Source organism: Kitasatospora sp. NPDC034533, from assembly GCF_055575155.1.
Map to the genome: position 1 here is coordinate 134,221 of NZ_JBVITE010000012.1, position 19,278 is coordinate 153,498.

17 protein-coding genes are annotated in these 19,278 nt (G+C 73.2%); 7 read left to right on the forward strand and 10 right to left on the reverse strand.

The window, feature by feature from the left end:
* Positions 1-188: 188 nt before the first annotated feature.
* The 3 genes from ACZ55U_RS11945 to ACZ55U_RS11955 form a co-directional block, all read right to left on the reverse strand.
* Complete coding sequence (locus ACZ55U_RS11945) at positions 189-308, reverse strand: DUF397 domain-containing protein (RefSeq protein WP_465525113.1); 120 nt, start codon at positions 306-308, stop codon at positions 189-191.
* 507 nt (positions 309-815) lie between these two features.
* A complete protein-coding gene (locus tag ACZ55U_RS11950; protein ID WP_465525115.1) occupies positions 816-1,328 on the reverse strand; it encodes a GNAT family N-acetyltransferase in 513 nt (170 codons plus the stop codon).
* The gene (locus ACZ55U_RS11955; RefSeq protein ID WP_465525117.1) at positions 1,325-2,569 is read right to left on the reverse strand and encodes an XRE family transcriptional regulator; all 1,245 of its coding nucleotides are present in this window, start codon (positions 2,567-2,569) and stop codon (positions 1,325-1,327) included. Before ACZ55U_RS11955 ends, ACZ55U_RS11950 begins: the two co-directional genes overlap by 4 nt.
* A gap of 175 nt (positions 2,570-2,744) precedes the next feature.
* Between ACZ55U_RS11955 and ACZ55U_RS11960 the strand changes: the two genes are divergently transcribed.
* From ACZ55U_RS11960 to ACZ55U_RS11975, 4 genes are all read left to right on the forward strand, one after another.
* On the forward strand, positions 2,745-3,299 hold the full coding sequence (locus ACZ55U_RS11960) for an ATP-binding protein (protein ID WP_465525119.1): 555 nt from the start codon (positions 2,745-2,747) through the stop codon (positions 3,297-3,299).
* Positions 3,300-3,797: 498 nt separating this feature from the next.
* Positions 3,798-4,754 (forward strand): hypothetical protein, encoded by a 957-nt coding sequence (locus ACZ55U_RS11965; protein WP_465525121.1) that lies wholly within the window; start codon positions 3,798-3,800, stop codon positions 4,752-4,754.
* Positions 4,751-5,329 carry a helix-turn-helix transcriptional regulator gene (locus ACZ55U_RS11970; protein WP_465525123.1) on the forward strand — a complete coding sequence of 193 codons (579 nt, stop codon included), beginning with the start codon at positions 4,751-4,753 and terminating at the stop codon, positions 5,327-5,329. Before ACZ55U_RS11965 ends, ACZ55U_RS11970 begins: the two co-directional genes overlap by 4 nt.
* Entirely contained in the window at positions 5,326-5,742 is a 417-nt protein-coding gene (locus tag ACZ55U_RS11975; RefSeq protein ID WP_465525125.1) for a hypothetical protein, read from the forward strand. The genes ACZ55U_RS11970 and ACZ55U_RS11975 overlap by 4 nt, the downstream gene beginning before the upstream one ends.
* A 377-nt stretch (positions 5,743-6,119) precedes the next feature.
* Here the strand turns inward: ACZ55U_RS11975 and ACZ55U_RS11980 are convergent, their stop codons facing one another.
* The 3 genes from ACZ55U_RS11980 to ACZ55U_RS11990 all read right to left on the reverse strand — a co-directional run bounded on the left by ACZ55U_RS11980 (position 6,120) and on the right by ACZ55U_RS11990 (position 8,845).
* Complete coding sequence (locus ACZ55U_RS11980) at positions 6,120-7,490, reverse strand: prealbumin-like fold domain-containing protein (RefSeq protein WP_465525127.1); 1,371 nt, start codon at positions 7,488-7,490, stop codon at positions 6,120-6,122.
* 318 nt (positions 7,491-7,808) lie between these two features.
* On the reverse strand, positions 7,809-8,102 hold the full coding sequence (locus ACZ55U_RS11985) for a DUF1330 domain-containing protein (RefSeq protein WP_465525129.1): 294 nt from the start codon (positions 8,100-8,102) through the stop codon (positions 7,809-7,811).
* Positions 8,103-8,245: 143 nt separating this feature from the next.
* The gene (locus ACZ55U_RS11990) at positions 8,246-8,845 is read right to left on the reverse strand and encodes a CGNR zinc finger domain-containing protein (RefSeq protein WP_465525131.1); all 600 of its coding nucleotides are present in this window, start codon (positions 8,843-8,845) and stop codon (positions 8,246-8,248) included.
* A 121-nt stretch (positions 8,846-8,966) separates the two neighbouring features.
* Here ACZ55U_RS11990 and ACZ55U_RS11995 point away from each other — a divergent pair, with 121 nt between their 5' ends.
* On the forward strand, positions 8,967-10,034 hold the full coding sequence (locus ACZ55U_RS11995; protein ID WP_465525133.1) for an alcohol dehydrogenase catalytic domain-containing protein: 1,068 nt from the start codon (positions 8,967-8,969) through the stop codon (positions 10,032-10,034).
* Positions 10,035-10,094: 60 nt separating this feature from the next.
* Positions 10,095-11,075 carry an alpha/beta hydrolase gene (locus ACZ55U_RS12000; protein ID WP_465525135.1) on the forward strand — a complete coding sequence of 327 codons (981 nt, stop codon included), beginning with the start codon at positions 10,095-10,097 and terminating at the stop codon, positions 11,073-11,075.
* Between the two features lie 237 nt (positions 11,076-11,312).
* Here the strand turns inward: ACZ55U_RS12000 and ACZ55U_RS12005 are convergent, their stop codons facing one another.
* The 3 genes from ACZ55U_RS12005 to ACZ55U_RS12015 are packed head-to-tail and all read right to left on the reverse strand — an operon-like array spanning position 11,313 to position 14,727.
* Positions 11,313-12,479 (reverse strand): GNAT family N-acetyltransferase, encoded by a 1,167-nt coding sequence (locus tag ACZ55U_RS12005; RefSeq protein WP_465525137.1) that lies wholly within the window; start codon positions 12,477-12,479, stop codon positions 11,313-11,315.
* The gene (locus ACZ55U_RS12010) at positions 12,476-13,756 is read right to left on the reverse strand and encodes an ATP-grasp domain-containing protein (RefSeq protein WP_465525139.1); all 1,281 of its coding nucleotides are present in this window, start codon (positions 13,754-13,756) and stop codon (positions 12,476-12,478) included. Before ACZ55U_RS12010 ends, ACZ55U_RS12005 begins: the two co-directional genes overlap by 4 nt.
* Positions 13,744-14,727 (reverse strand): aldo/keto reductase, encoded by a 984-nt coding sequence (locus ACZ55U_RS12015; RefSeq protein ID WP_465525141.1) that lies wholly within the window; start codon positions 14,725-14,727, stop codon positions 13,744-13,746. Before ACZ55U_RS12015 ends, ACZ55U_RS12010 begins: the two co-directional genes overlap by 13 nt.
* Positions 14,728-14,888: 161 nt before the next feature.
* Between ACZ55U_RS12015 and ACZ55U_RS12020 the strand changes: the two genes are divergently transcribed.
* Positions 14,889-17,891 carry a non-ribosomal peptide synthetase gene (locus ACZ55U_RS12020; RefSeq protein ID WP_465525143.1) on the forward strand — a complete coding sequence of 1,001 codons (3,003 nt, stop codon included), beginning with the start codon at positions 14,889-14,891 and terminating at the stop codon, positions 17,889-17,891.
* A 42-nt stretch (positions 17,892-17,933) separates the two neighbouring features.
* Here the strand turns inward: ACZ55U_RS12020 and lysA are convergent, their stop codons facing one another.
* Positions 17,934-19,244, reverse strand: coding sequence for a diaminopimelate decarboxylase (gene lysA, locus ACZ55U_RS12025; protein WP_465525145.1), 1,311 nt, complete (start codon positions 19,242-19,244; stop codon positions 17,934-17,936).
* Between the last annotated feature and the right edge of the window lie 34 nt (positions 19,245-19,278).

Genomic DNA, 19,278 nt, shown 5'->3' on the forward strand with positions numbered 1-19,278 from the left:
TGGGACACCGCGGAGTGGTTGTACCGGAGATCCAACTGAATCTCTCGGCCGGCGCGGTTCACGGCCTGGGCCGGTTGCGTCCTGGTCCACTGCCGGACATGCAGCCGACCGCCTCCTTGACCCTCACTCGTCTGAGGAAGTGCATCGGGCCGCTCCCCCGTGCCAGGGGAGCGGCCCTTGCGAGCAGGTCAGACCGTGAACGCGTCCACGAACCTCTCGATGCAGTTGTTGTCGGCGCCGCCGCTGTAGGAGGACCTGAACCAGATGGCCACATCGGTGAGTTCGGGTGTTGTCGTGTGCTTGGTCATCTGATGGTGATCTCTCGGGTGAGTTGTTGTAGGAATTCGCCTGGGGGAGGGTGGACGGCGTGCGAGAGCCGACGCGGCCGCGGCTGCCGGTGTCCGGTCGAAGCCGGTTTGGCCGCCTCAGGGAAGGTCACCGGGCCGGTCGCCACGAGGTATCGACAACCCGGAGGTGGTTTCGCTGCCGATCCTGTCCGGGCCGCAGCTCTACCTGGACTGGATCACCCGGGCGACGCGACCCGCAGGAGGTTAGGACACCCTGCCGCGTTCGAGGAGTTCAGTGACCGGGGAGAGCCGGCGGTGTCGTCGAAGTCGGTGGAGGAGGATGTGGGCGCGGTCGGCGGGCGAGTCGAGGTGAGCCCCTGTGGGAGGTCGAGCACCTACCGGTACGGATCTGCCCAGTAGCCCACACCGAGGGGCCGGAGTATCACCTTCCAGAGCTCGGATCACCCCGCACGAGCGATCCAGTCCGTCCGTCCATGGTCGACGGGGCGCGGGGCCGAGCAGCGTGTTCTACCGGAGGTTGCGGACCATGACGGCGTAGAGCGGGGCGTCCTCGAACGGACGGTGCTCGCCGACCTTCTTGTATGCCCAGCGCTCGTACATCGCCTGGACCCGGGGGTGGGTGACGTCGACGTAGAGCACGGCCAGGGGCTCGTGCCGTTCGGCGAGCAGTGCTTCGTGGGTCTGTTCGGCGATACCCAGCTTTCGCCAACGAGGCCGGACCATGACCTCGGAGACGGCGAAGGTCGCGGTGTGGTCGGGTGCCGGCATGTGCTGACGCCACCACTCGCGCCCGTCGTCCTGTGGAGCGCCGTAGGCATAGCCGACAGGCTCGTCACCGTCGTAGGCGACGACGCAGCTGTAGCCGGGGAGGGAGGTCCAGTGGTTGACGAACCAGGGGAAGCGCTGGACGAAGGGATCATCGGCTTGATCCTGGTACGCGTCCGTGTGGACGTCGATGAGCAGCTGCGCGTGGTCGGTCGGCAGGCTTCCGGCCTCGTAGCGGTGAAGGGCTATCGTCACAGGTGAACTCCTCGGGCATGGATTCGGTCGGTCCACTCTCTCGTAATGGGTGAGGCGGGTGCCAGGGTGATCAAGCCGCGGTGGAAGTCACCCATGAGGGTACGTAGCCGGGGCGGAAGCTCGTCAGTTCCCATGAGGTCGTAGACGTTTGTGGCGGTGACAGCAGCCTGTTCGATGTCCTCCTGGCCGAGCTGTGCGAGCGCGAGGCGGACGGTGGCTGAGGCACGGTTGCGGCGCAGCTGCGAGGGGATGCCGGTGAGGGCGCGGTGTGACGCGCTCTCGGATGCCGCGCTGTCACCGAGCTCCTGATGAACGACGGCACCCAGCGCGGCCAGTTCGGCAGGGCCGTAGAAGTCGGTCCAGGCCGGGCGTGCGCGGTCATCCGCCCTCCCGAGTGAGTCGGTGGCATGCCCGAGGCAGCGCAGGGCGGCCTGGCGGTCGCCTGCGAGGGAGTAGGCGATCGCGGTACGGGCGTGGGCGAGAGAGGCGAGGAAGGGATCGCGGCGGCTCGCCTGGGTGTCCTGGGCAGCGCGAGCGGCGGATAGGGCGGCCGCGGGGGTTCTGCGTTGGAGCCCGACCATGGAGAGGCAGTTGAACACGCGAAGGGCGGTGACCTGCGCCTTGCCGAGCCCGGCCAGGCGCAGGGCCGTCTCCAGGTGCTGTTCGGCGTCCTCCAGACGGCGGTCATCGATGCAGGAGAAACCGGCGGTGGCCGTGTAGTCGGCGGCGAGGCTGTAGAGGCGCCGCTGCACAGTTTCGCTGACGGTGTACTCGATCTTGCTGAGTGCCTGGTTCGCGCCGGCGAGCGCCGTGGCTTCAAGAGAGCCATGCCCGCCACGGTAGTAGTCGAGTTCAACGAGGGCTTTGAGGTTGTTCTGGAGCCGGTCGACGTCGGAGTGTCCGACGGCATGACCTCTGGAGGGCGGGAGGGCAGCGGCGACTGAAGCGGTGAGGAATTGGCGGCGGTGCACGGGTTTCTCCGGCGGTACTCGGGGCTTGACGGCGTTGGGTGGGATGAAGCCGAGCTGCTCGGGAGTGCGGTTCAGCGCACGTTCGAGCGCAACGCGGATTCTGCCCTGTGGCCATCGGGATTTCCCGGAGAGCCAGGTACTCACCGTTCTCACCGTGAGGGTTCCGGGGCAGCCCAGGGCGGAGAGTTCGCGATTGACCAGGAGTGCCAGGTCGGCCCGCGTCAGCCCCAATTCCACCATCACAGTGCGCAGTTGATGGTTGCTATCCACGAACTCACAGTAGCTCGACGGTTACGAGACGTGTACGATTCCAGGTTAAAGAGCTGGTCAAAATTTCCCTTCCTGGAGAGCCCTGCTGTTCGGGAATTTCACTTCCTTGCGGCACCGCACGGGAGTTGAGTAGACGTCAGCAACGCTCAGAGTGATCACATGCCATGGGAGAGCCGTGCACACCATCACGACCAGACTTCCCGCCGAACGAGGGCGGGTCAGAGACCTGCGCCACTGGGCACAGACGGCGCTGCCACTGCTGGGCCTCGACGGCCGGCAGCAGGACGCCGTGCGGGACGACCTGGAGCTCGTGCTGTCCGAGCTCGGTGCCAACGCCGTCGTGCACGGCTGCGGCGGCGACCGGCCGGACGTGCGGCTGACCGCCTCCCTGACACTCACCCCCGGGACGCTGAGGGTGTCCGTGACCGACCCGGGGCCCGGGCGGCCGCAGTACCGGACGGCGGACGACGAGGCGACCAGCGGCCGCGGCCTGCGACTGGTCATGGCCCACGCTGCCCGGTTCGGCGTCGAAGACCTCCTCGACGGCGGCAAGGAGGTCTGGGTCGAGCTCGAACTGCCCGCTCCCGCGCAGCCGGAGGCCGCCGCCGTCGAGCCGATCGGCCTGCGGGTCGCGGTGCTGCGCTCGGACGTCGTCCTGCGGGAGTCCAGGCCTCGGGCGGCCGTCTCCCTGCTGCCCGGGCGTCCGGAGCTCGACCGAATACCCGCCTGATCACCACCTCGTAGACCTCCGGTGGCGCCTGTCGCCCTCGCTCGCGCGGGCCGCCACCGGATTCCAGAACGCCCGCCCCGATCCACTCCCGGAGCGGGTGGCGGAAGAGCACCGCCCTGCCTCCAGGGGCGCACATGCTCACCGCGTCCGGAGCCGCCCCCTCCCCGCTTCCCGAGGGGCTGCCGGCCCGGACAACCCGCGGGACCCCCGGACAGGGGGCCCCGCGACCGGGCGGCGCGAAGTTGGCCGCGCTGCCCGTGTGGGCCCGGCCCTTGGGATGCGGGGCCGGGCCCACACACCCCCGAGACCACCACCCGCCGCCGGGAATCGGGCGCGCGGGATGCGGAGGACCCAGCGGTCCGCCGCCCGTCCCGGCACGGTGCCGGCCGGTACGTGCCACCCGGCACGGGCCCGGCCGGTCCGGGACGACCTCGCCCAGCAGGGCGGCTCGGGACCCTTCAACCGCCTTTCACCCGACTCCGTACCGAGGACCGCGCCGTGAGCGTCGCCATGCGCACCAGAGACCCGTTCAAGACCACCAGCCCGGCCCGCCGAGCAGAAGTCGCCGCCTCCCACGAGGCCCTGAAACAGGCCTGCGCGGCCACCAGCGGCACGACGATCCAGCGGGCTGTACGGGCCAGACTGGTCAGCGACAGCCCGAACCACCTCTGGCGACTGCCCGCCTCCGACTCCCTCGCCATCGTCCACCCGAACGCGGACGAGGCCTGGGCCCTGGTCAGGGACGCGCAGTTCCTGCGGCAGCAACGGGTGGCCGTCACCGCCCCGTACTCCACCGACATCCACACGGCCGCCGACGGCCAGGCCGTCAGCTTCTGGCACCCGTGCGGGCAGCCCAGCCGCGACACCTCCCTGTCCGCGTGGGTGACCGCCCTCACCCACCGCATCGACCCCGGCACCGCCCCGTGGCTGCGGAAGCACGACCCCTTCACCGGCCTCCTCGACGGCCTGGACCGCGCCCCACTGGACGACCACGCCCGCGCCTTCCTCCACGAGCGCGCGGACCAACTGCGTGAGGAGTGGGACCACCTCGACTGGCCGACACCGGACACCGTCATCTTCGGCACCCGCGCCATGGTCCCCGTCCACGACGACGGCGTCCACATCGGCCTCCTGCTGCGCCGCCCGCTCTGGCGCGGCCACCGAGAATGGGACCTGGTCGCCGCCCGCTGGCGCAGCGAACTGCTCCTCGGCCCCCGCGAGGACCACCGGACCTACGCCCACACCTACCGCTCCTACCTACCGGAGGACCCGGGCCACCCCCGCATCGGCGCCTGGCCCGGCTACCGGACGGTCCGCGACCTCATCGTCCTCACCGAGGCGGTGGACGCGGTACGCCGCGCCCACATCGACGGGTACGCCCGCCGACCGGCCGTCCACCGCCTCGCGTGCCTGCGCGGCGCCTTGCCGGCCCCGTGGAACCGGGGACCGCAGTGACCGGCACGGCCACCCGCCTGCTGCCGGCCGTCCACGACCCCCGGGTCCTTCGGTGCGGCCACTACATCACCGAGAAGGTCAGCAGGCATCAGGCCCTGGTACTGAGCCACCTGGTCACCGGCCTCAACGCGATCGAGATCGCGGACGCCGTCAACTCCATGCCCGAGCACGAGGGGAGCGCCCGGGTGACGCCCGACCGGGTGCGGGGATGCCTGAACTCGCTGAGGGTGGAGGTGCGGGCGCGGACCTGGGCACAGATGGTCGACACGGCCTGCCGGATGAAACTGCTCCTCCCGCCCCGGACGGAGCTGGACGAACCGCTGCCCGAGGCGGCCGCGCACACACTCCGGCTCCTGGTCGACGGCCACACCCATCAGCAGATCGCCGCCCTGAACTCCATCTCGCCCCACACGGCCGGAAAGCACCTGGAGACGATCCGCTACCGGATGCGCGCCCGCAGCAACCCGCAGGCGATCTTCCACCTGCACGGCGTGGTACCCGGCGTCCTGGACGGCACCTGCCCCATGTGCGTGAAAGGCCCGGCGAACCTCCCGCCGCCCGGGCGGGCCCGATGACCGACTTCGAGCTCCTCCAGCTCTGGGCCACCCGGAAGCTTCCGGGCGTGCCCTGCGTGGACGGCGTACCGCTCCTGCCCCTGGAGGACGCGCTCAGCCGCATCGCGACGGAACTCCCCCGACTCGGCGGCCCACAGCTCGGCGACCCGCCCATGGACCGCCTCGCGGAGGTGATGGAGGACACCGCCCGCCGGCTGCGCCGCACCGAAGGCGCCGGGCCGCGCCCCACCCTGCTGGCCCTGCTGGCCGACGAACTCCTCGCAGCCGACCAGGAGCTGAAACGGCACGAGCACCTCGCGGCACTGGACCGCGTACGCCGGGTGTGCGTCATGACGGTGTGCCTGGACGAGATCGCCATCCACGCCGCGACATCACCCATCAACCAACCCCCGTCCCTGGAAGGCCCGTTGTGACACCCGAGGAGAGCTGCGCCGCCGTCATCGCGACCGCCGCCGCGGTGCACGTCGCACCCCGGTCGGCAGTTCATGTTCCTGATCGACGTCTGCGAGGGCCTCTTCAAGGACGGCACGCCCCTCGTCTGAAGCGCCCCGGCCCGAAGGGGAGCGCGTTCGGGCAGCGCACAGGCCGGTCGCTCCGACACGATGTCGGGACGACCGGCCCGGACCAGTGTTTCGCCGCAGTGGAATTGACGGTCACTCGGGATTCGGCGCGGTGTGCTCCTGGCGAACCGTCTCCGCCATGGGCTCATCGCCGGTCATCCACCTCAGAAGCCGGCGGTGTCTCGCCGCGGCCCGGCGCTCCGCGAGTGGATGTGCGGTGTGGGCCGCGGTCAGCTGTCGTCGTCGCCGTCGGCGGGGGGCTCGGGCGTGTCGTCGTCATCGGGGTGGCCGTGGCCGCCGGGGTGGCCGTGGTCATCGGGGTGGCCGTGGCCGCCGGGGTGGCCGGGGTGACAGTCGCAGTGCGGCGTCGCGGTGTCGGCGACGGTGACGCTGACGCCGGCGGCGGCGTTGTCGGCGGTCAGGACGAGCGGGCCGAAGACACGGTCGTTGGGGAGGAGGTAGCCGGCCGGGGCTCGGGTCTCTTCCCAGTAGTAGGTGCCGAGCGGAACGTTGCGGGTGCAGGTGCCGTCCGCGCCGGTCACGCAGGGCTCGCCGACGCTGGTGTCGGGATTGGCGCCGGTGATCTGGAGTCCGGGAATGCCGTTGGTCTCCTCCCAGAGCTGGAAGGTGGCACCCGCGAGGGGGGCTTGGGTGTCGGCGTCCTGCTTGAGGACCGTCACGTCGCCGGTGACGACGGCGCAGGGTACCCAGGTGAGCGTGGCCTCGCCGTTGCCCTGACGGGCTCCCGTGACGAACACGGCGTTCGCGGGCCCGCTGCTGGATCCTCCGCCGCCGCCCGCGCCGCTGTTGGAGGCGGTGGGGGACGCGGCCCCGCCGCCGCCCCCGGTGGCCCCTGCGCCTCCGCCGCCGCCCGCGCCACCGTGGGGGTCGAGGATGCTGTTCCCGCCGGCCCCTCCGACCGGTCCGACGGCCGGGCTGCCGTTCTGGCCGTTGGGTTCGGCGTGGGGTGCGTTGATGCCGCCCTGCCCGCCCTCGCCGCCGGACCTGCCGGGCTTGCCCTCGTCGTCTCCCGGGAGCCCATGGCCCGGCTCGCCCGTTTGGCCGGCGTCCCCGCCGCCGATGGCGGTGGAGAAGAACGACGCGCCGCCTCCGCCGCCTCCGCCTGCCACGACCAGAGGTGTCGTACCGGTGCCGACGGTGGTCCGGCCCCCGCCTCCGCCGGCGGCGATGCCGGCGATCTGGCCGTTCGCGACGTAGGCGCCGCCCTGGCCGCCCCCGTTGTAGCCGCCCTGGGTGTGCTCCGGATCGCTGTAGTCCCCGGGGTGCCCGGCGCCGCCCACGTTCACCGTGAGGACTTCTCCCGGCGTCACGTCGAGCACCGCCGACACCTCCGCCCCCCGGCCGCCCGGGACGCCGTACTGGCCTTCCCCTCCGGCGGCCCCGAACGCGTCCACGTTCACCGCGCACACGCCGTCCGGGACGGTGACCTGTTCGGGCGCCCCGGTGAAGGTGAAGGTGGAGCTCTGTAGAACCCGCCGCGCAGCGGGGTCCGTGCCCGCCAGAGCGGGAGCCGGGAACACGGCCATGGTGGTCAGCCCGGCGACCAACGCCCGCCCCGCGAATGAAAGGTAATGTCTCATGAAACGAAGAGTCGGACACGGGGACGGGCGGCGCGCTCCGGGCATCCACCAGGTGGCCGAACCCCGCACCCGGCAGGGATGAGCCCCCCGGATGGCGGTGTCGGGGCGTGGAACTCGCGCGGGAACTGGCCGAGCTGAACGCACGTGGCCGCGCCCAGCCGGCCGTCGTCGCCTGCGAGAGCGGCCTCGCCGAACCGGGGGATGCCCGCCTGAGTCGGTTCGCGGTCAAGCCGGGGGGAGTCTGCCTCACCACGGCGGCGCCCGCACCCGCGGGGACCGAGGTGGCGGACCTTCGGTGAAGGCCCGCCCGGGCCTCGGTCAGCCGGTGCCTTCGACGATGCGGAAGTCGCGCTCGACGCCGTCGGAGAGGACGGCCAGCGCCTCCTGGTAGGCCTCGCTCTCGTACGCCGCGACGGCCTGCTCGAAGCTGTCGAACTCGATCAGGATGGTGCGCTCGGCCATTCCGGCCTCACGCACCACGACCCGGCCGTCAAGGGTGAGCACTCGGCCGCCCCCGGCCCTGACGGCCGCAGGGGCCAGCTCGTTGTAGGCGGCCAGCTTCTCGGGGTCGGAGATGGCGCGGTAGACGCTGAACCAATAGCCCTTGGGCATGGAAACCTCCGGTGTCGGGATGAGTGCGTCTGACGTGCGGGTCGGTCTCGGACGAGCGGGGTGACGCCCCGGCGGATGGCACCCGGTTCCGGAAAGCAGGTCGGCCCCCGGGTGGGACTGTTCCGCCGGGACCTGGTCCGTGATCAGGGCGCGCTCTGCGACCTGGCCCGGTAGGTGCGCTTCTTGGAGAGGGCGCCGCAGGTCCTCATCGAGCACCAGCGGCGGGTGCCCGCGCGGGAGGTGTCGACGAAGGGCGTACCGCACGCGGGGTTCCCGCAGATGCGGACGCGGGTGCGGTGGTCCGAGTGGCAGAGCTCGATCAGGTCCCGCGCGACCAAGGAGAGGACCGCCGCGGCCTTGTCCCCGTGCCGGCGCACGGTGGCCGCGTCGGCTGAGAGTTCGGGCACGGAGGTGGGAGCGGCGGCCGCGTCGTTGATCAGCGCGACGTCCTCGCGGGCGGGTGGGGTCCGGTCCGCCAGGGCCCGGCCCACCCGCTGGATCGCCTCGCGCAGCCCTCTGGCGTGCTCCAGGTCGGCTTCGGTGCAGGCCGGCGCCGCCGTGGTGCAGCCGCTCTCGACGCTCCAGCGGGCCAGGTCCTCCGGCCGGGCCAGCCGTTCGAAGGGCGTGTCCGTGCCGCGGTCGGCCAGGGTGCCGGCGAAGGCGAAGCACAGACGCGCGTCGTCGAAGCGGAAGTCGGCCTTGGTGCGCTGGCGCCCCTCGCGCCGACCGTCCTTGTCGTCCATGTCTACCACTTTATGTGGTTGACATCGCGTCGGGCAAACGCCTAGCTTCAAAGTCCACCGCTTAAACCGGTGGACTTTGAACCCCCCTTTCCACCTCCCGAGCCACGAGGAGGCCGCGTCCATGCGCGCCGCCGTCATCGAAGAACTCAACGAGCCGCTCGTCGTCCGCGACGTGCCCGACCCCGTCTGCCCGCCGGACGGCGCGGTCCTGCGCGTCGGCGCCAACGGGATCTGCCGCACCGACTGGGCCCTGTGGGCCGGGAACTTCTGGACGGGCGGACCGAGCGTCGCGCCCCCGTTCGTCCTCGGCCACGAGTTCGCCGGCACCGTCGTCGACGTCGGCCGGGACGTGCGGGACTGGCGGGAGGGCGACCGCGTCATCTTCCCGATGAACCCCGGCGAGGGCTCCTGCGAGATGTGCCGCAGCGGCAACCAGCAGGTGTGCGAGCAGGTGGACTCGCTCGTGCCCGGGGTGTCCTACTGGGGCGCCTTCGCCGAGTACGTCATGGTCCGCTTCGCCGACGTCAACCTGGTCCGGGTGCCGGAGTCCGTCGGGTTCACGGACGTCGCCGCCCTCGCGTGCCGGTACATGACCGCCTTTCACGGAGTCGTCGACCAGGCGAGGGTCCGCGGCGGGGAGTGGGTCGCGGTGTACGGGGCCGGCGGCGGGATGGGCCTGTCGACGGTGGAGATCGCCGCGGCGACGGGTGCCAACGTCATCGCGATCGACATCACGGAGGAGAAGCTGGAGGCCGCGCGGGCCCTGGGCGCGGTCCACACCGTCAACGCGGCCCGGGACGAGCCCACGGAGGCGGTGAAGACCCTCACCGGGGGCGGAGCGCACGTGTCGGTCGACTCCGTGGGGATCGCCGAGGCCTGCCGCAACTCCGTCCTGTCCCTGCGCAACCGGGGCCGCCACCTCCAGCTCGGGCACACCACCGCCGCGGAGAGGGGGGACGTCGCGCTGCCGATCGACGTCATGATGGTCAAGGAACTGGAGATCCTGAGTGCCTTCGGCATGCAGGGCCAGCGGTTCGGCACGATGTTGAACATGATCGCCGCCGGCCGCCTCGCGCCCGGCCGGATCGTGACCCGCACCGTCGGCCTCCACGAGGCGAGCGGGGTGCTGGAGTCCCTGGAGACGTACGGACCGACCGGAGTGGTCGTCATCGACGAGTTCCAGGCCTGACCCACCCCGCCCGGCGCCGCCCGCGGTGGCGCCCCCCAAGGAGAGAAAGCAGGCACGACCATGCCCACTTCCCGTCTGCTGATGGACCGGGAACTGCGCCAGGCCCTCGACGGCGTCCCCATGACGCCCAACGGTGCGTTCGACCTCACCGACCTTCCCGCGACGCGCGCGGCGTTCCGCGCGCAGGCCGAGGCGATCGCCGAAGGCGAGCCCGACGACCCGTCGGTCACCACGGAGGAGCACCGCATCGGACGGGAGGGCGGCCCCGACGTGCCGGTCCGCCTGCTGCGGCCCGCGACCGCGCGGGGACCACTTCCGGTGATGCTCTGGTTCCACGGCGGCGGCCAGGTACTCGGCTTCGCCGCCCAGGACGACCCGTGGCTCAGGCGGCTGTGCTCGCGGCTCGGCTGCGCCGTCGCCGCGGTCGACTACCGGCTCGCCCCGGAGACACCCTCCCCCGGCGCCGCCGAGGACGGCTTCACCGCCTACCAGTGGCTCGTCCGCGAAGCGGAGGCCCTGGGCCTGGACGGTGCCCGGATCGGCATCGCGGGCCAGAGCGGCGGCGGAGGCATCGCGGCGGCCACCGTCCTGCTCGTCCGGGACCGGGGCGCCGCGGCACCCCTGTTCCAGTCGCTGACGTATCCCATGCTGGACGACCGCAACCTGACCGCGTCGAGCCACGAGATCACCGACATCGGCATCTGGGACCGCTCCACCAACCTCCTGGCCTGGCAGGCGATCCTGGGGGAGCGCACCGGAACCGACGACGTCTCCCCCTACTCCGCCCCGTCCCGCGCGCAGGACCTCAGCGCGCTGCCGCCGACCTTCATCGCGGTCGGCGAACTCGACTGCCTCCGCGACGAGGACCTCGACTACGCCGCGCGCCTGCGCGCCCACGGGGTCGCGGTCGAACTGCACCTCTACCCGGGCGCCTACCACGCCTTCGACCTGTTCGCCCCGCAGTCGCGGCTCGCGGCCGCCTTCCGGCAGACCTGGCTCGACTACCTCGCCCGCCGGTTCCAGGACCCAACCACCCCGTGACCTCCGACCGGCTCGTACGCCCGGACCGCCGGTCGCGGCCCCCCGCGCACCACACCGCATCGCACCGCCGCGAGCTCGCACGTCAGCGCGACCTCACGCAATACGTGAACCACCGCCGACCAGGAGGCGGACCCACGGGGTGCTGATCCGCCGGGCCGGCGGGACCCGTTCCGAGGGCGGGGCCGCCGGAGTGGGCGTGCCGGCGCGCGCACCCGGGCGCGCACCGGCACACGGGGCTCAGGCGCGGGCCGCCGCCATGGCGTCCCGGTGGTCGGCGCCGGGCAGCCGCAGGGTGGCGCGGACCGGCTCGGAGGTGCCGCCGGGCGCCCACACCAGGGCGTGAGTCGGGCGCAGGCGGGCGCCGCGCAGGAGTTTGCCCCGGTAGGCGCCGGTGCCCAGGTCGACCCAGTCGAGGCCGCGTTCGGCGGCCAGCCGCAGCGGCTCGTAGACGCCGAGGTTGAAGTACGCGTACGGCCCGGCGTGCTCGTCGAACCCGGCCGCCCTGACGTGCAGCGTGTCGCCCCAGGCGTAGCAGAGCGCGAAGCCGGTGAGCCGGCCGTCGCGCCGTTCCACCAGGACCTCGCTCCACGGGTCGAGGAAGGCGCTCTGCTGCTCCAGGTAGGACGTCATCGCCTCGTCGCTGTCGTCCTCGCCGTACTTGCGCTGGAGCCGGCCCAGCAGCGGGCCCGCCTCGCGCCAGCAGTCGGACAACCGCACCCGGCCGACCGTACCGCCCGAGGTGGCGAAGGCCCGTGCCTCGCGCCGGAACTCCCGCCGCCGCCGGCCGGAGAGGCTCCGCGCCGACTCCTCGACGGGGACCACCGCCTCGGCGGAGAGCGGCGCGTGCTCGGGCGGCGCCGCGTCCGGGCAGTGCCGCTCCAGCGCCGCCAGGCACTCGGCCGCGTGCGGCTCGGGTGCGTAGAGGAGGGCCATCGCCCCGGCGCCCGAGCGGTCGGCCAGTTCCCCCGCGGCCTCCAGCAGCCGGGCGATCACCAGGGACCGACGCGGAGCGTCGAGCGCCGGGTCGGTCAGCACGCCGCCGTGGTAGCCCGCCCGGGAGCCGAGCAGCAGCAGCGGCAACCACAGCGGCCGCTCGGCCTCGGCCGCCGCTCCCAGCCGCGGGACGGCCAGGAGGTCCAGCGGATGGTAGGCCTGGTTCATGGACAGGCCCGCCCCGCCGCGCCAGAGGTAGCAGGCCAGCGCGCCCAGGAGCCGGCCCTGCGGATCCTCCGCCAGCAGGTAGCCGCTTCGGTACTCGTCCGACCGCTCGGCCCAGTCGAGCCAGGGGTGGCTCAGGTAGACGCTGCGGCCGGCCGAGATCCGGTCCCAGGCCTCGCGGCCGACCTCGGCGATGCTCCCCACCAGGCGGATCGCCGGCGGCCCCGGTGCCGCGGCCGCGTTCACCCGGCCGCTCCGACGGCTTCGCCGGGGCGGGGCCCGCCCCGGTAGAGCCCGGTGCGTTCCAGTTCGCGGACCCGCCGGTAGTCGCGCTCGATCCCCTCGCGGGCGGCCCCGACGAGGTAGAGGTGGCCGGGCGAGGTGAAGAGGTCCACCGTCCGGCGGACCGGTGCGCCCGCCTCCAGCCGGTCCACCGACCCGCACAGGTAGGTGGGCAGGCCGCGGAGCTCCGCGAGCGGCTCGCCCGCGACCCGCCCGTCCCTGGAGGCGATCAGGCACACCACCCGGAGGTGCTGCCGCAGCCGGTAGTCCGTCCCGGGCAGCCGGGCGAAGTCGTCCGGCGCGGTCAGGGCGTCCACGGTCAGCGACACCTGGCTGTGCCCGGTGGCCGCCTCGGGGCCGCGCGAGGTCACCGAGCCCTCCAGCCGGGCGCCGACCTCGATCAGCACCGGGCCGCGCGGGGTGAGCATCACCTCCGCGTGCGCCGGGCCGTGGGCGATGCCGAGCGCGTCCAGCACCCGCACCACGTAGGCCGCCAGGGCCCGCTGCTCGGCGCCCTCGGCGGGCAGCAGCTCCTGGTAGTCGTAGACGACCGCGCTGTCGACGGTGGTGCGCCGCTCCCGCCAGATCTCGTGGACGTAGTGGCGGCCGTCCAGGCTCACCGTGTTGACGAAGTACTGGTCGCCGACCAGCAGTTCCTGCGCCAGCACCCGTTCGTTGAGACCGCCCATCCGGTCCGTCCGGCCGTGGACGCGCCCGAACGCGGCGGCGGTCTGGGCCGGGTCGGCGCAGATCGCCACGGAGTCCGAGCCCGCGCTGGCCAGCGGCTTGATCACCAGCGGCCAGTGGCCGCGCGCCTCGGCCCAGTCGAGCACCTCCTCCAGCCGGTCGGTGGCGAGGCTCGCGGCCGCGTCCAGTCCGGCCTCGCGCAGTCGCTCGGCCATCGCGAACTTGTCCCGGCGGCAGGGGCTCAGCCGGGTGCCGTTGCCGGGCACCCCCAGCTGCTCGGCGAGCCGGTCGGCGGCGGTCACCCCCCACTCGCAGCCGGCGATGACGTGGGCGGGCCGGTACGCTGCGAGCCGCGCGAGCGGGTCGCCGTCGGCGGCGTCCAGCACGGCCCGGTACTGCCCCGGACGGAACCCCGTGCGGAAGTCGGCGGGCACGTTGCCGCCGCCGACCACGGCGACGGCGTCCCAGCCCCGCCGGGCGAGCTCGGGGGCCAGCTGAGAGCCCGTGGAGAACGGCTCGACGACGGCGACCACCGGCCGGGTCACTGCGACCACTCCGTGGGCACCCGGTCCCAGCGGTGGCGGCGCAGCTCGGCCATGAGCTCCTCGCTGAGCGCCGCGCCGTCGCTGACGGCCAGGTTGGCCCGGACGTGCGAGGGCCGGCGCATCCCCGGGATGACCGTCGAGACCGCCGGGTGCTGGAGGACGAAGCGCAGCGCCAGCTCCGGCATCGTCATCCCCTCGGGGACGACCGGGCGCAGCCGCTCCGCCCGCTCGACGCTGGCCGCCAGGTTCTCCGGCACGAAGTAGCTGTTGCGCCAGTCCCCTTCCGGCCAGCGGGAGTCCGGGGTCAGGGTGCCGGTGAGGGTGCCCTCGTCGAACGGCACCCGGGCGATCACCGCGACGTCGTGCCGCTCGCAGGCCGGGAACAGCTCGTCCTCCGGCGCCTGGTCGAAGATGTTGTAGATCACCTGGACCGCGTCGACCAGCCCGGTCTCCAGGGCGGCGAGCACGTTGGCCGGCTCCCAGCGGTTGACGCTGATGCCGAGCGCCTCGATCCGGCCCTCCCGCTTGAGCCGGGCCGCCTGGGCGAGCCACCGCTCGTCCTTGGCCCAGGCGTCCTCCCAGACGTGGTACTGGAGGAGGTCGATCCGGTCGACCCCGAGGTTCGCCAGACTGAGGTCCACGTACTCGTCGACGTGCGCGTCCGGGAAGACCTCGTCGAAACGCGCGTCGCGACGCGGCGGCCACCGGCGGTCCAGCGGCGGGATCTTGGTGGCGAGGCGGAGCCGCTGCCCGGGGTGCTCCCCGCGCAGTTCGCCCAGCAGCCGCTCGCTGACACCGCGGCCGTAGATCCAGGCGGTGTCGAAGAAGTCGCAGCCCTGGGCCACGGCGAGGCGCAGCGCCTCGCGCCCCTCGTCACCGTCCCCGCCGGTCCACCCGCCGGGGCCGCCGCCGATGCCCCACATGCCGTAGCCGACCTCGCCGACCTGCCAACCGGTCCGACCGAAGCGACGTAGACGCATCGGTTCCACCACCCTCCTGCATAGTGCCAATTCCATTGGAAGCTTGAGAGATTGAAGATATCTGACGGCTAGTGAAGGGAGCAGTGGTGCAACCCGAACTCCGACCCGATCCCGAACCCGACCTCCGACACCGGCTCTTGGTCGACTACCAGGGGCCCCGAGTGTCCTACCGCACCGACCGGACGGTCATCCAGCTGATCGAGGAACAGGCACGGCGCGCACCGGAGCGGCCCGCGCTGCTCTGGGACGACCGTTGCCTGCGCTACGGCGAGTTGGACGCGCTCTCCGGCGCCTGGGCGGCAGCGCTGCGCGAGCGGGGCGTGGCGCGCGGCGACTTCGTACCCGTGATCACCGGCGGGGGGCCGGAGCTGGCGGTGGTGATGCTGGCCGCGATGAAGCTCGGCGCGCCCTTCGTCCCGGTGGACGACCAGTGGCCGCGGGCCCGCCTGGCCGACGCCGTCGTCGCGCTGCGGCCCCGCCTGGCGGTGCGCACCGGACCGGGCCCGGTACCGGATCTCGGGGTGCCGGTGCTCCGGGTCGCCGGCCCGGCGCGGCCGGAGGTCCGCACGCCGGCGGTGACCCGGGCCGTGCCGGGCGTGGACGACCTGGCCTACGGCTTCTTCACCTCCGGTTCGACCGGCACGCCCAAGTGCGCCCTCAACCTCCACCGCGGGCTGCTGAACCGCTTCCTGACGATGACCCGGCGCTTCGGCGCCGGGCCGGACGTGGTGTTGCAGAACAGCCGCCACGTCTTCGACTCCTCGCTCTGGCAACTGCTGTGGCCGCTCACCAAGGGCAGCCGCGTGGTGCTGCCCCGCCGGGAGGGCATCCTCGACCTCACCCGCACCGTCGACGAGATCGCCCGCCACCGGGTGACCATGACGGACTTCGTGCCCTCCGTCTTCGACACGCTCGTGGACCTGCTCGCCTCCGACCCCGACCTGCCCGGCCGGCTCTCGTCCCTGCGACGCCTGCTGATCGGCGGTGAGGAGATCGACCCGGCCACCGTCCGCGCGTTCCGTACCCTGCTTCCCCGGATCACCCTGACCAACACTTTCGGCCCCACCGAGGCCTCGATCGGTTCGGTGTTCCACGAGATCGGCGACGCAGACACGGAGGCGATACCGATCGGACGGCCGATCGACAACACCTGCGCGGTGCTGCTCGACCGGCACGGGGCCCTGGTGCCGCCCGGTACCGTCGGCGAGATCCACCTCGGCGGGGACTGCCTCGGGGCCGGCTACCTGGGCGACCCCGAGCGGACGGCCGCCGCCTTCGTGCCGAACGCCTTCCCCGAGATCCCCGGGCCGAGGCTGTACCGCACCGGGGACCTGGCCTGGCAGCGGGAGGACGGTCTGCTGATGTTCGTCGGGCGCCGCGACCAGCAGGTCAAGCTGGGCGGCGTGCTGATCGACCTGCTGGAGGTGGAGGCCGCCGTCGCCGCCCACCCCCTCGTCCACCAGGCGCGCGCGGTCGTCCACGGCGAGGGCGACCTGAGGACCCTCGTCTGCTGCGTCGTCACCGCCCGCTCGGCCCGCCGTCCGGTCGCGGCCGGGGAACTGGCCGAGCACGCCCGGGGCCTGCTGCCCTCCCACGCCGTCCCGCGCGCCTTCCTGGTGCTGGAACAGCTGCCCCTCACCCCCAACGGCAAGACCGACCGGCGGGAGCTGGCCCGGCTCGCCGCCGTCCACCTCGCGGCGCAGCCCGGTGGCACCGTCGCGCTCGACCGCGACGAACAGGCCGTCGCCGCGCTCTGGCAGGCCCTGCTGGCCGACCTCCACGGCGCCACCCCCGCCCCGGACGCCGACTTCTACGCGCTCGGCGGCACCTCACTGACGCTCCAGCGCCTGTCGGCCGGGCTGCAGCGCGGCTCGGGCCTGCGCATCGCGCCGCGCGAACTCGCCGCCGCGACCACCCTGCGCGAGCAGGCCCGGCTGCTGCGCCGCCACCGCGAGGGCTCGCCGTCCGCGGCGCCCTCCGTGGCCGGTGTCCTGCGGGACGTCGAGCGCGCCGCCCGGATCCCCCCGGCGCCGGGGCGCCCGCCGCGCGGTGGGCCTCGGCGGGTGCTGCTGACGGGAGCCACCGGCTTCGTCGGCTCGCACCTGCTCGCCGAACTGCTGGACGGCACCGACGCGGTGGTGCACTGCCTGCTGCGCGCCGAGGACGCGTCCGCGGGTGCCCGGCGGCTCGCCGAGGTCCTGGACGGGATCGGGCGGGGGTACGACCCGGAGCGCGTCGTGGCGGTGCCGGGCGATCTGGCCCGGCCGGAGCTGGGCCTGTCCTCGGGGGTGTGGGCCGCGCTGGCCGCCGAGATCGACTCGGTGGTGCACAGCGGCGCCCTGGTCAACCTGGTGCGGGGCTACCCGGGCCTGCGCGGCCCGAACGTCCACGGCACCACCGAGGTGCTGCGGCTGGCGGCGCGGACGCGGCCGAAACGGCTGCACCACGTCTCCACGCTGGGCGTGTTCGCGGGCGGGCGGACGGCGCTGCTGCCGGTGCGGGAGGAGGACCGGCTCCCCCCGGAGCCGCCCGAGGACGGCTACGGCTGCTCCAAGTGGGCGGCGGAGCGCGTGCTCGCCGCCGCCCGGAGCCGCGGCATCCCCGTCACCGTCCACCGGCTCGGGGAGGTGATGCCCCACTCGCGCACCGGCGCGGGCAACTCCCGCTCCCTGCTGGACCTGCTGCTGCGCGCCTGTGTCCTGCTCGGCGTGCGCCCGCGCACCGGGGCGGTGACCGACTGGACTCCGGTGGACCAGGTGGCGACGGCCGTGGTCGGTGCCCTGCGCGGCGGCCGGGACGACGAGACCTTCCACCTGCTGCGGCCGGGGGCGGTGCGGCTGGAACTGCTCCTCGCGCTGGTCTCCGACCTGGTGCCGCTGCGCGAGGTCGGGTACCGGGAGTTCCACGCGGCCGTCGCCGGCGGCGCGGAGTGCGCGGCGGGCCCGCTGGCCGCGCTGCGGTCGGTGCTGCCCGAACCGGACGCCGAGAACGGGGCCGGGACGGGAGGCGGGGCCGGGGACGGGCTGTCGCGGCTCTTCGGCGACGGGCACGCGGGTTTCGGCGGCAAGCGCGGCAGGGAGCTCGCCGAGTCCTGCGGACTGGACTGGCGGCCGGTCGGCGAGGCCGAACTGCTGCCCTTCGCCCGCCGGCTGGCGAAGGGCTGACGCCCGGGTGGGCGCACCGCTCCGGTGCGCCCACCGGTGGGCTCAGAACCGCGTTCCGGGCAGGGCGAGTTCCGCCTCGACCAGGTCGGTGTAGGTGTCGCGGCGGCGGATCAGCCTGCTGTCCGCGCCCTCCACCAGGACCTCGGCCGGGCGCAGCGAGGAGTTGTACTGGCTGGCCATCGCCATGCCGTACGCACCGGCCCCGAAGACGCAGATCAGGTCGCCCTCGGCCAGGCTCGGCAGGGCCCGGTCGCGGGCGAGGTAGTCGGAGGACTCGCAGATCGGGCCGGCGACGTCGTACCGGTGGAGCCCGGTGAGCCGCGGGTGCTCGGAGCGGCTCGGCGGGACGAGTGCCTGCGCGGGGCGGACGGGCCACATGAAGTGGAAGGAGTCGTAGAAGGCCGCCCGGATCATGTTGTTCATCCCGGCGTCGACCACGGCGACCCGGTGCCCGCCGGCGTCCTTGAGGTAGCGCACCCGGGTGAGCAGCACGCCGGCGTTGGCGGCGATGGAGCGCCCGGGCTCCGTCACCACCCGGCCGCCGGCGGCGACGAAGGGCTTGAGCAGGGGGACGATCGCGGCCGCGTAGGCGTCCCAGCCGGGGGCCAGGCCGGTCTCGTAGTCGGCGGCGAACCCGCCGCCGATGTTGATCAGCTCGATCTCGTGGCCGTCGGCGTTCAGCTTGGCGAGCAGGTCCAGGAGCCTGGTCAGCCCCCGCACGTAGGGGTCGGGCGAGTAGATGGGCGAGCCGAGGTGCATGTGCAGGCCGACCAGCCGCACGCGGGACAGCACCGTGGCGCGGGCGAACAGCCCGGGCACGCGCTCCAGGTCCACGCCGAACTTGCTGCCCCGGGTGCCCGTGGTGGTCTTCTGCGGGGTGCCGTGCCCCTCGACGTCCGGGTTGACGCGGATCGCGGCGCGCACCGTGCGCCCCAGGCCGTCCGCGACCCGGTCGAGCAGCTCCAGCTCGGACTCCGACTCCACGTTGACGCAGCCGATGCCGGCGGCGACCGCCTCGCGCAGCTCGTCCTCGGACTTGCCGACGCCCGCGAAGACGATCCGCTCGGCGGGGATGCCCGCCGTGAGCGCCCGGTAGAGCTCGCCGCCGCTCACCACGTCCGCGCCGGCTCCCGCCTGGCCCAGTTCGTGCAGCAGGTGCAGGTTGCCGCAGGTCTTGACGGCGTAGCAGACCAGCGGATCCAGCTCCGCGAAAGCGGCCGTCAGATCGGCGAGGTGGGTGCGGAAGGTGTCCCGCGAGTACACGTAGGTCGGCGTACCGTACTCGGCGGCCACGTCCTCCAGGTTCACCTCCTCGCAGTGCAGCACTCCGTCGTGGTAGTCGAACCTGTCCACCGTACGTCCTTCCCGGATGAGCGATCGGGGTGAT

Bases quoted from the DNA above. Each gene is read 5' to 3' on its own strand.
- ACZ55U_RS11945 (WP_465525113.1), bottom strand. From the start codon at position 308: ATGACCAAGCACACGACAACACCCGAACTCACCGATGTGGCCATCTGG.
- ACZ55U_RS11980 (WP_465525127.1), bottom strand. From the start codon at position 7,490: ATGAGACATTACCTTTCATTCGCGGGGCGGGCGTTGGTCGCCGGGCTG.
- ACZ55U_RS11990 (WP_465525131.1), bottom strand. From the start codon at position 8,845: ATGGACGACAAGGACGGTCGGCGCGAGGGGCGCCAGCGCACCAAGGCC.
- ACZ55U_RS11975 (WP_465525125.1), top strand. From the start codon at position 5,326: ATGACCGACTTCGAGCTCCTCCAGCTCTGGGCCACCCGGAAGCTTCCG.
- ACZ55U_RS11995 (WP_465525133.1), top strand. From the start codon at position 8,967: ATGCGCGCCGCCGTCATCGAAGAACTCAACGAGCCGCTCGTCGTCCGC.
- ACZ55U_RS12000 (WP_465525135.1), top strand. From the start codon at position 10,095: ATGCCCACTTCCCGTCTGCTGATGGACCGGGAACTGCGCCAGGCCCTC.
- ACZ55U_RS12015 (WP_465525141.1), bottom strand. From the start codon at position 14,727: ATGCGTCTACGTCGCTTCGGTCGGACCGGTTGGCAGGTCGGCGAGGTC.
- ACZ55U_RS11985 (WP_465525129.1), bottom strand. From the start codon at position 8,102: ATGCCCAAGGGCTATTGGTTCAGCGTCTACCGCGCCATCTCCGACCCC.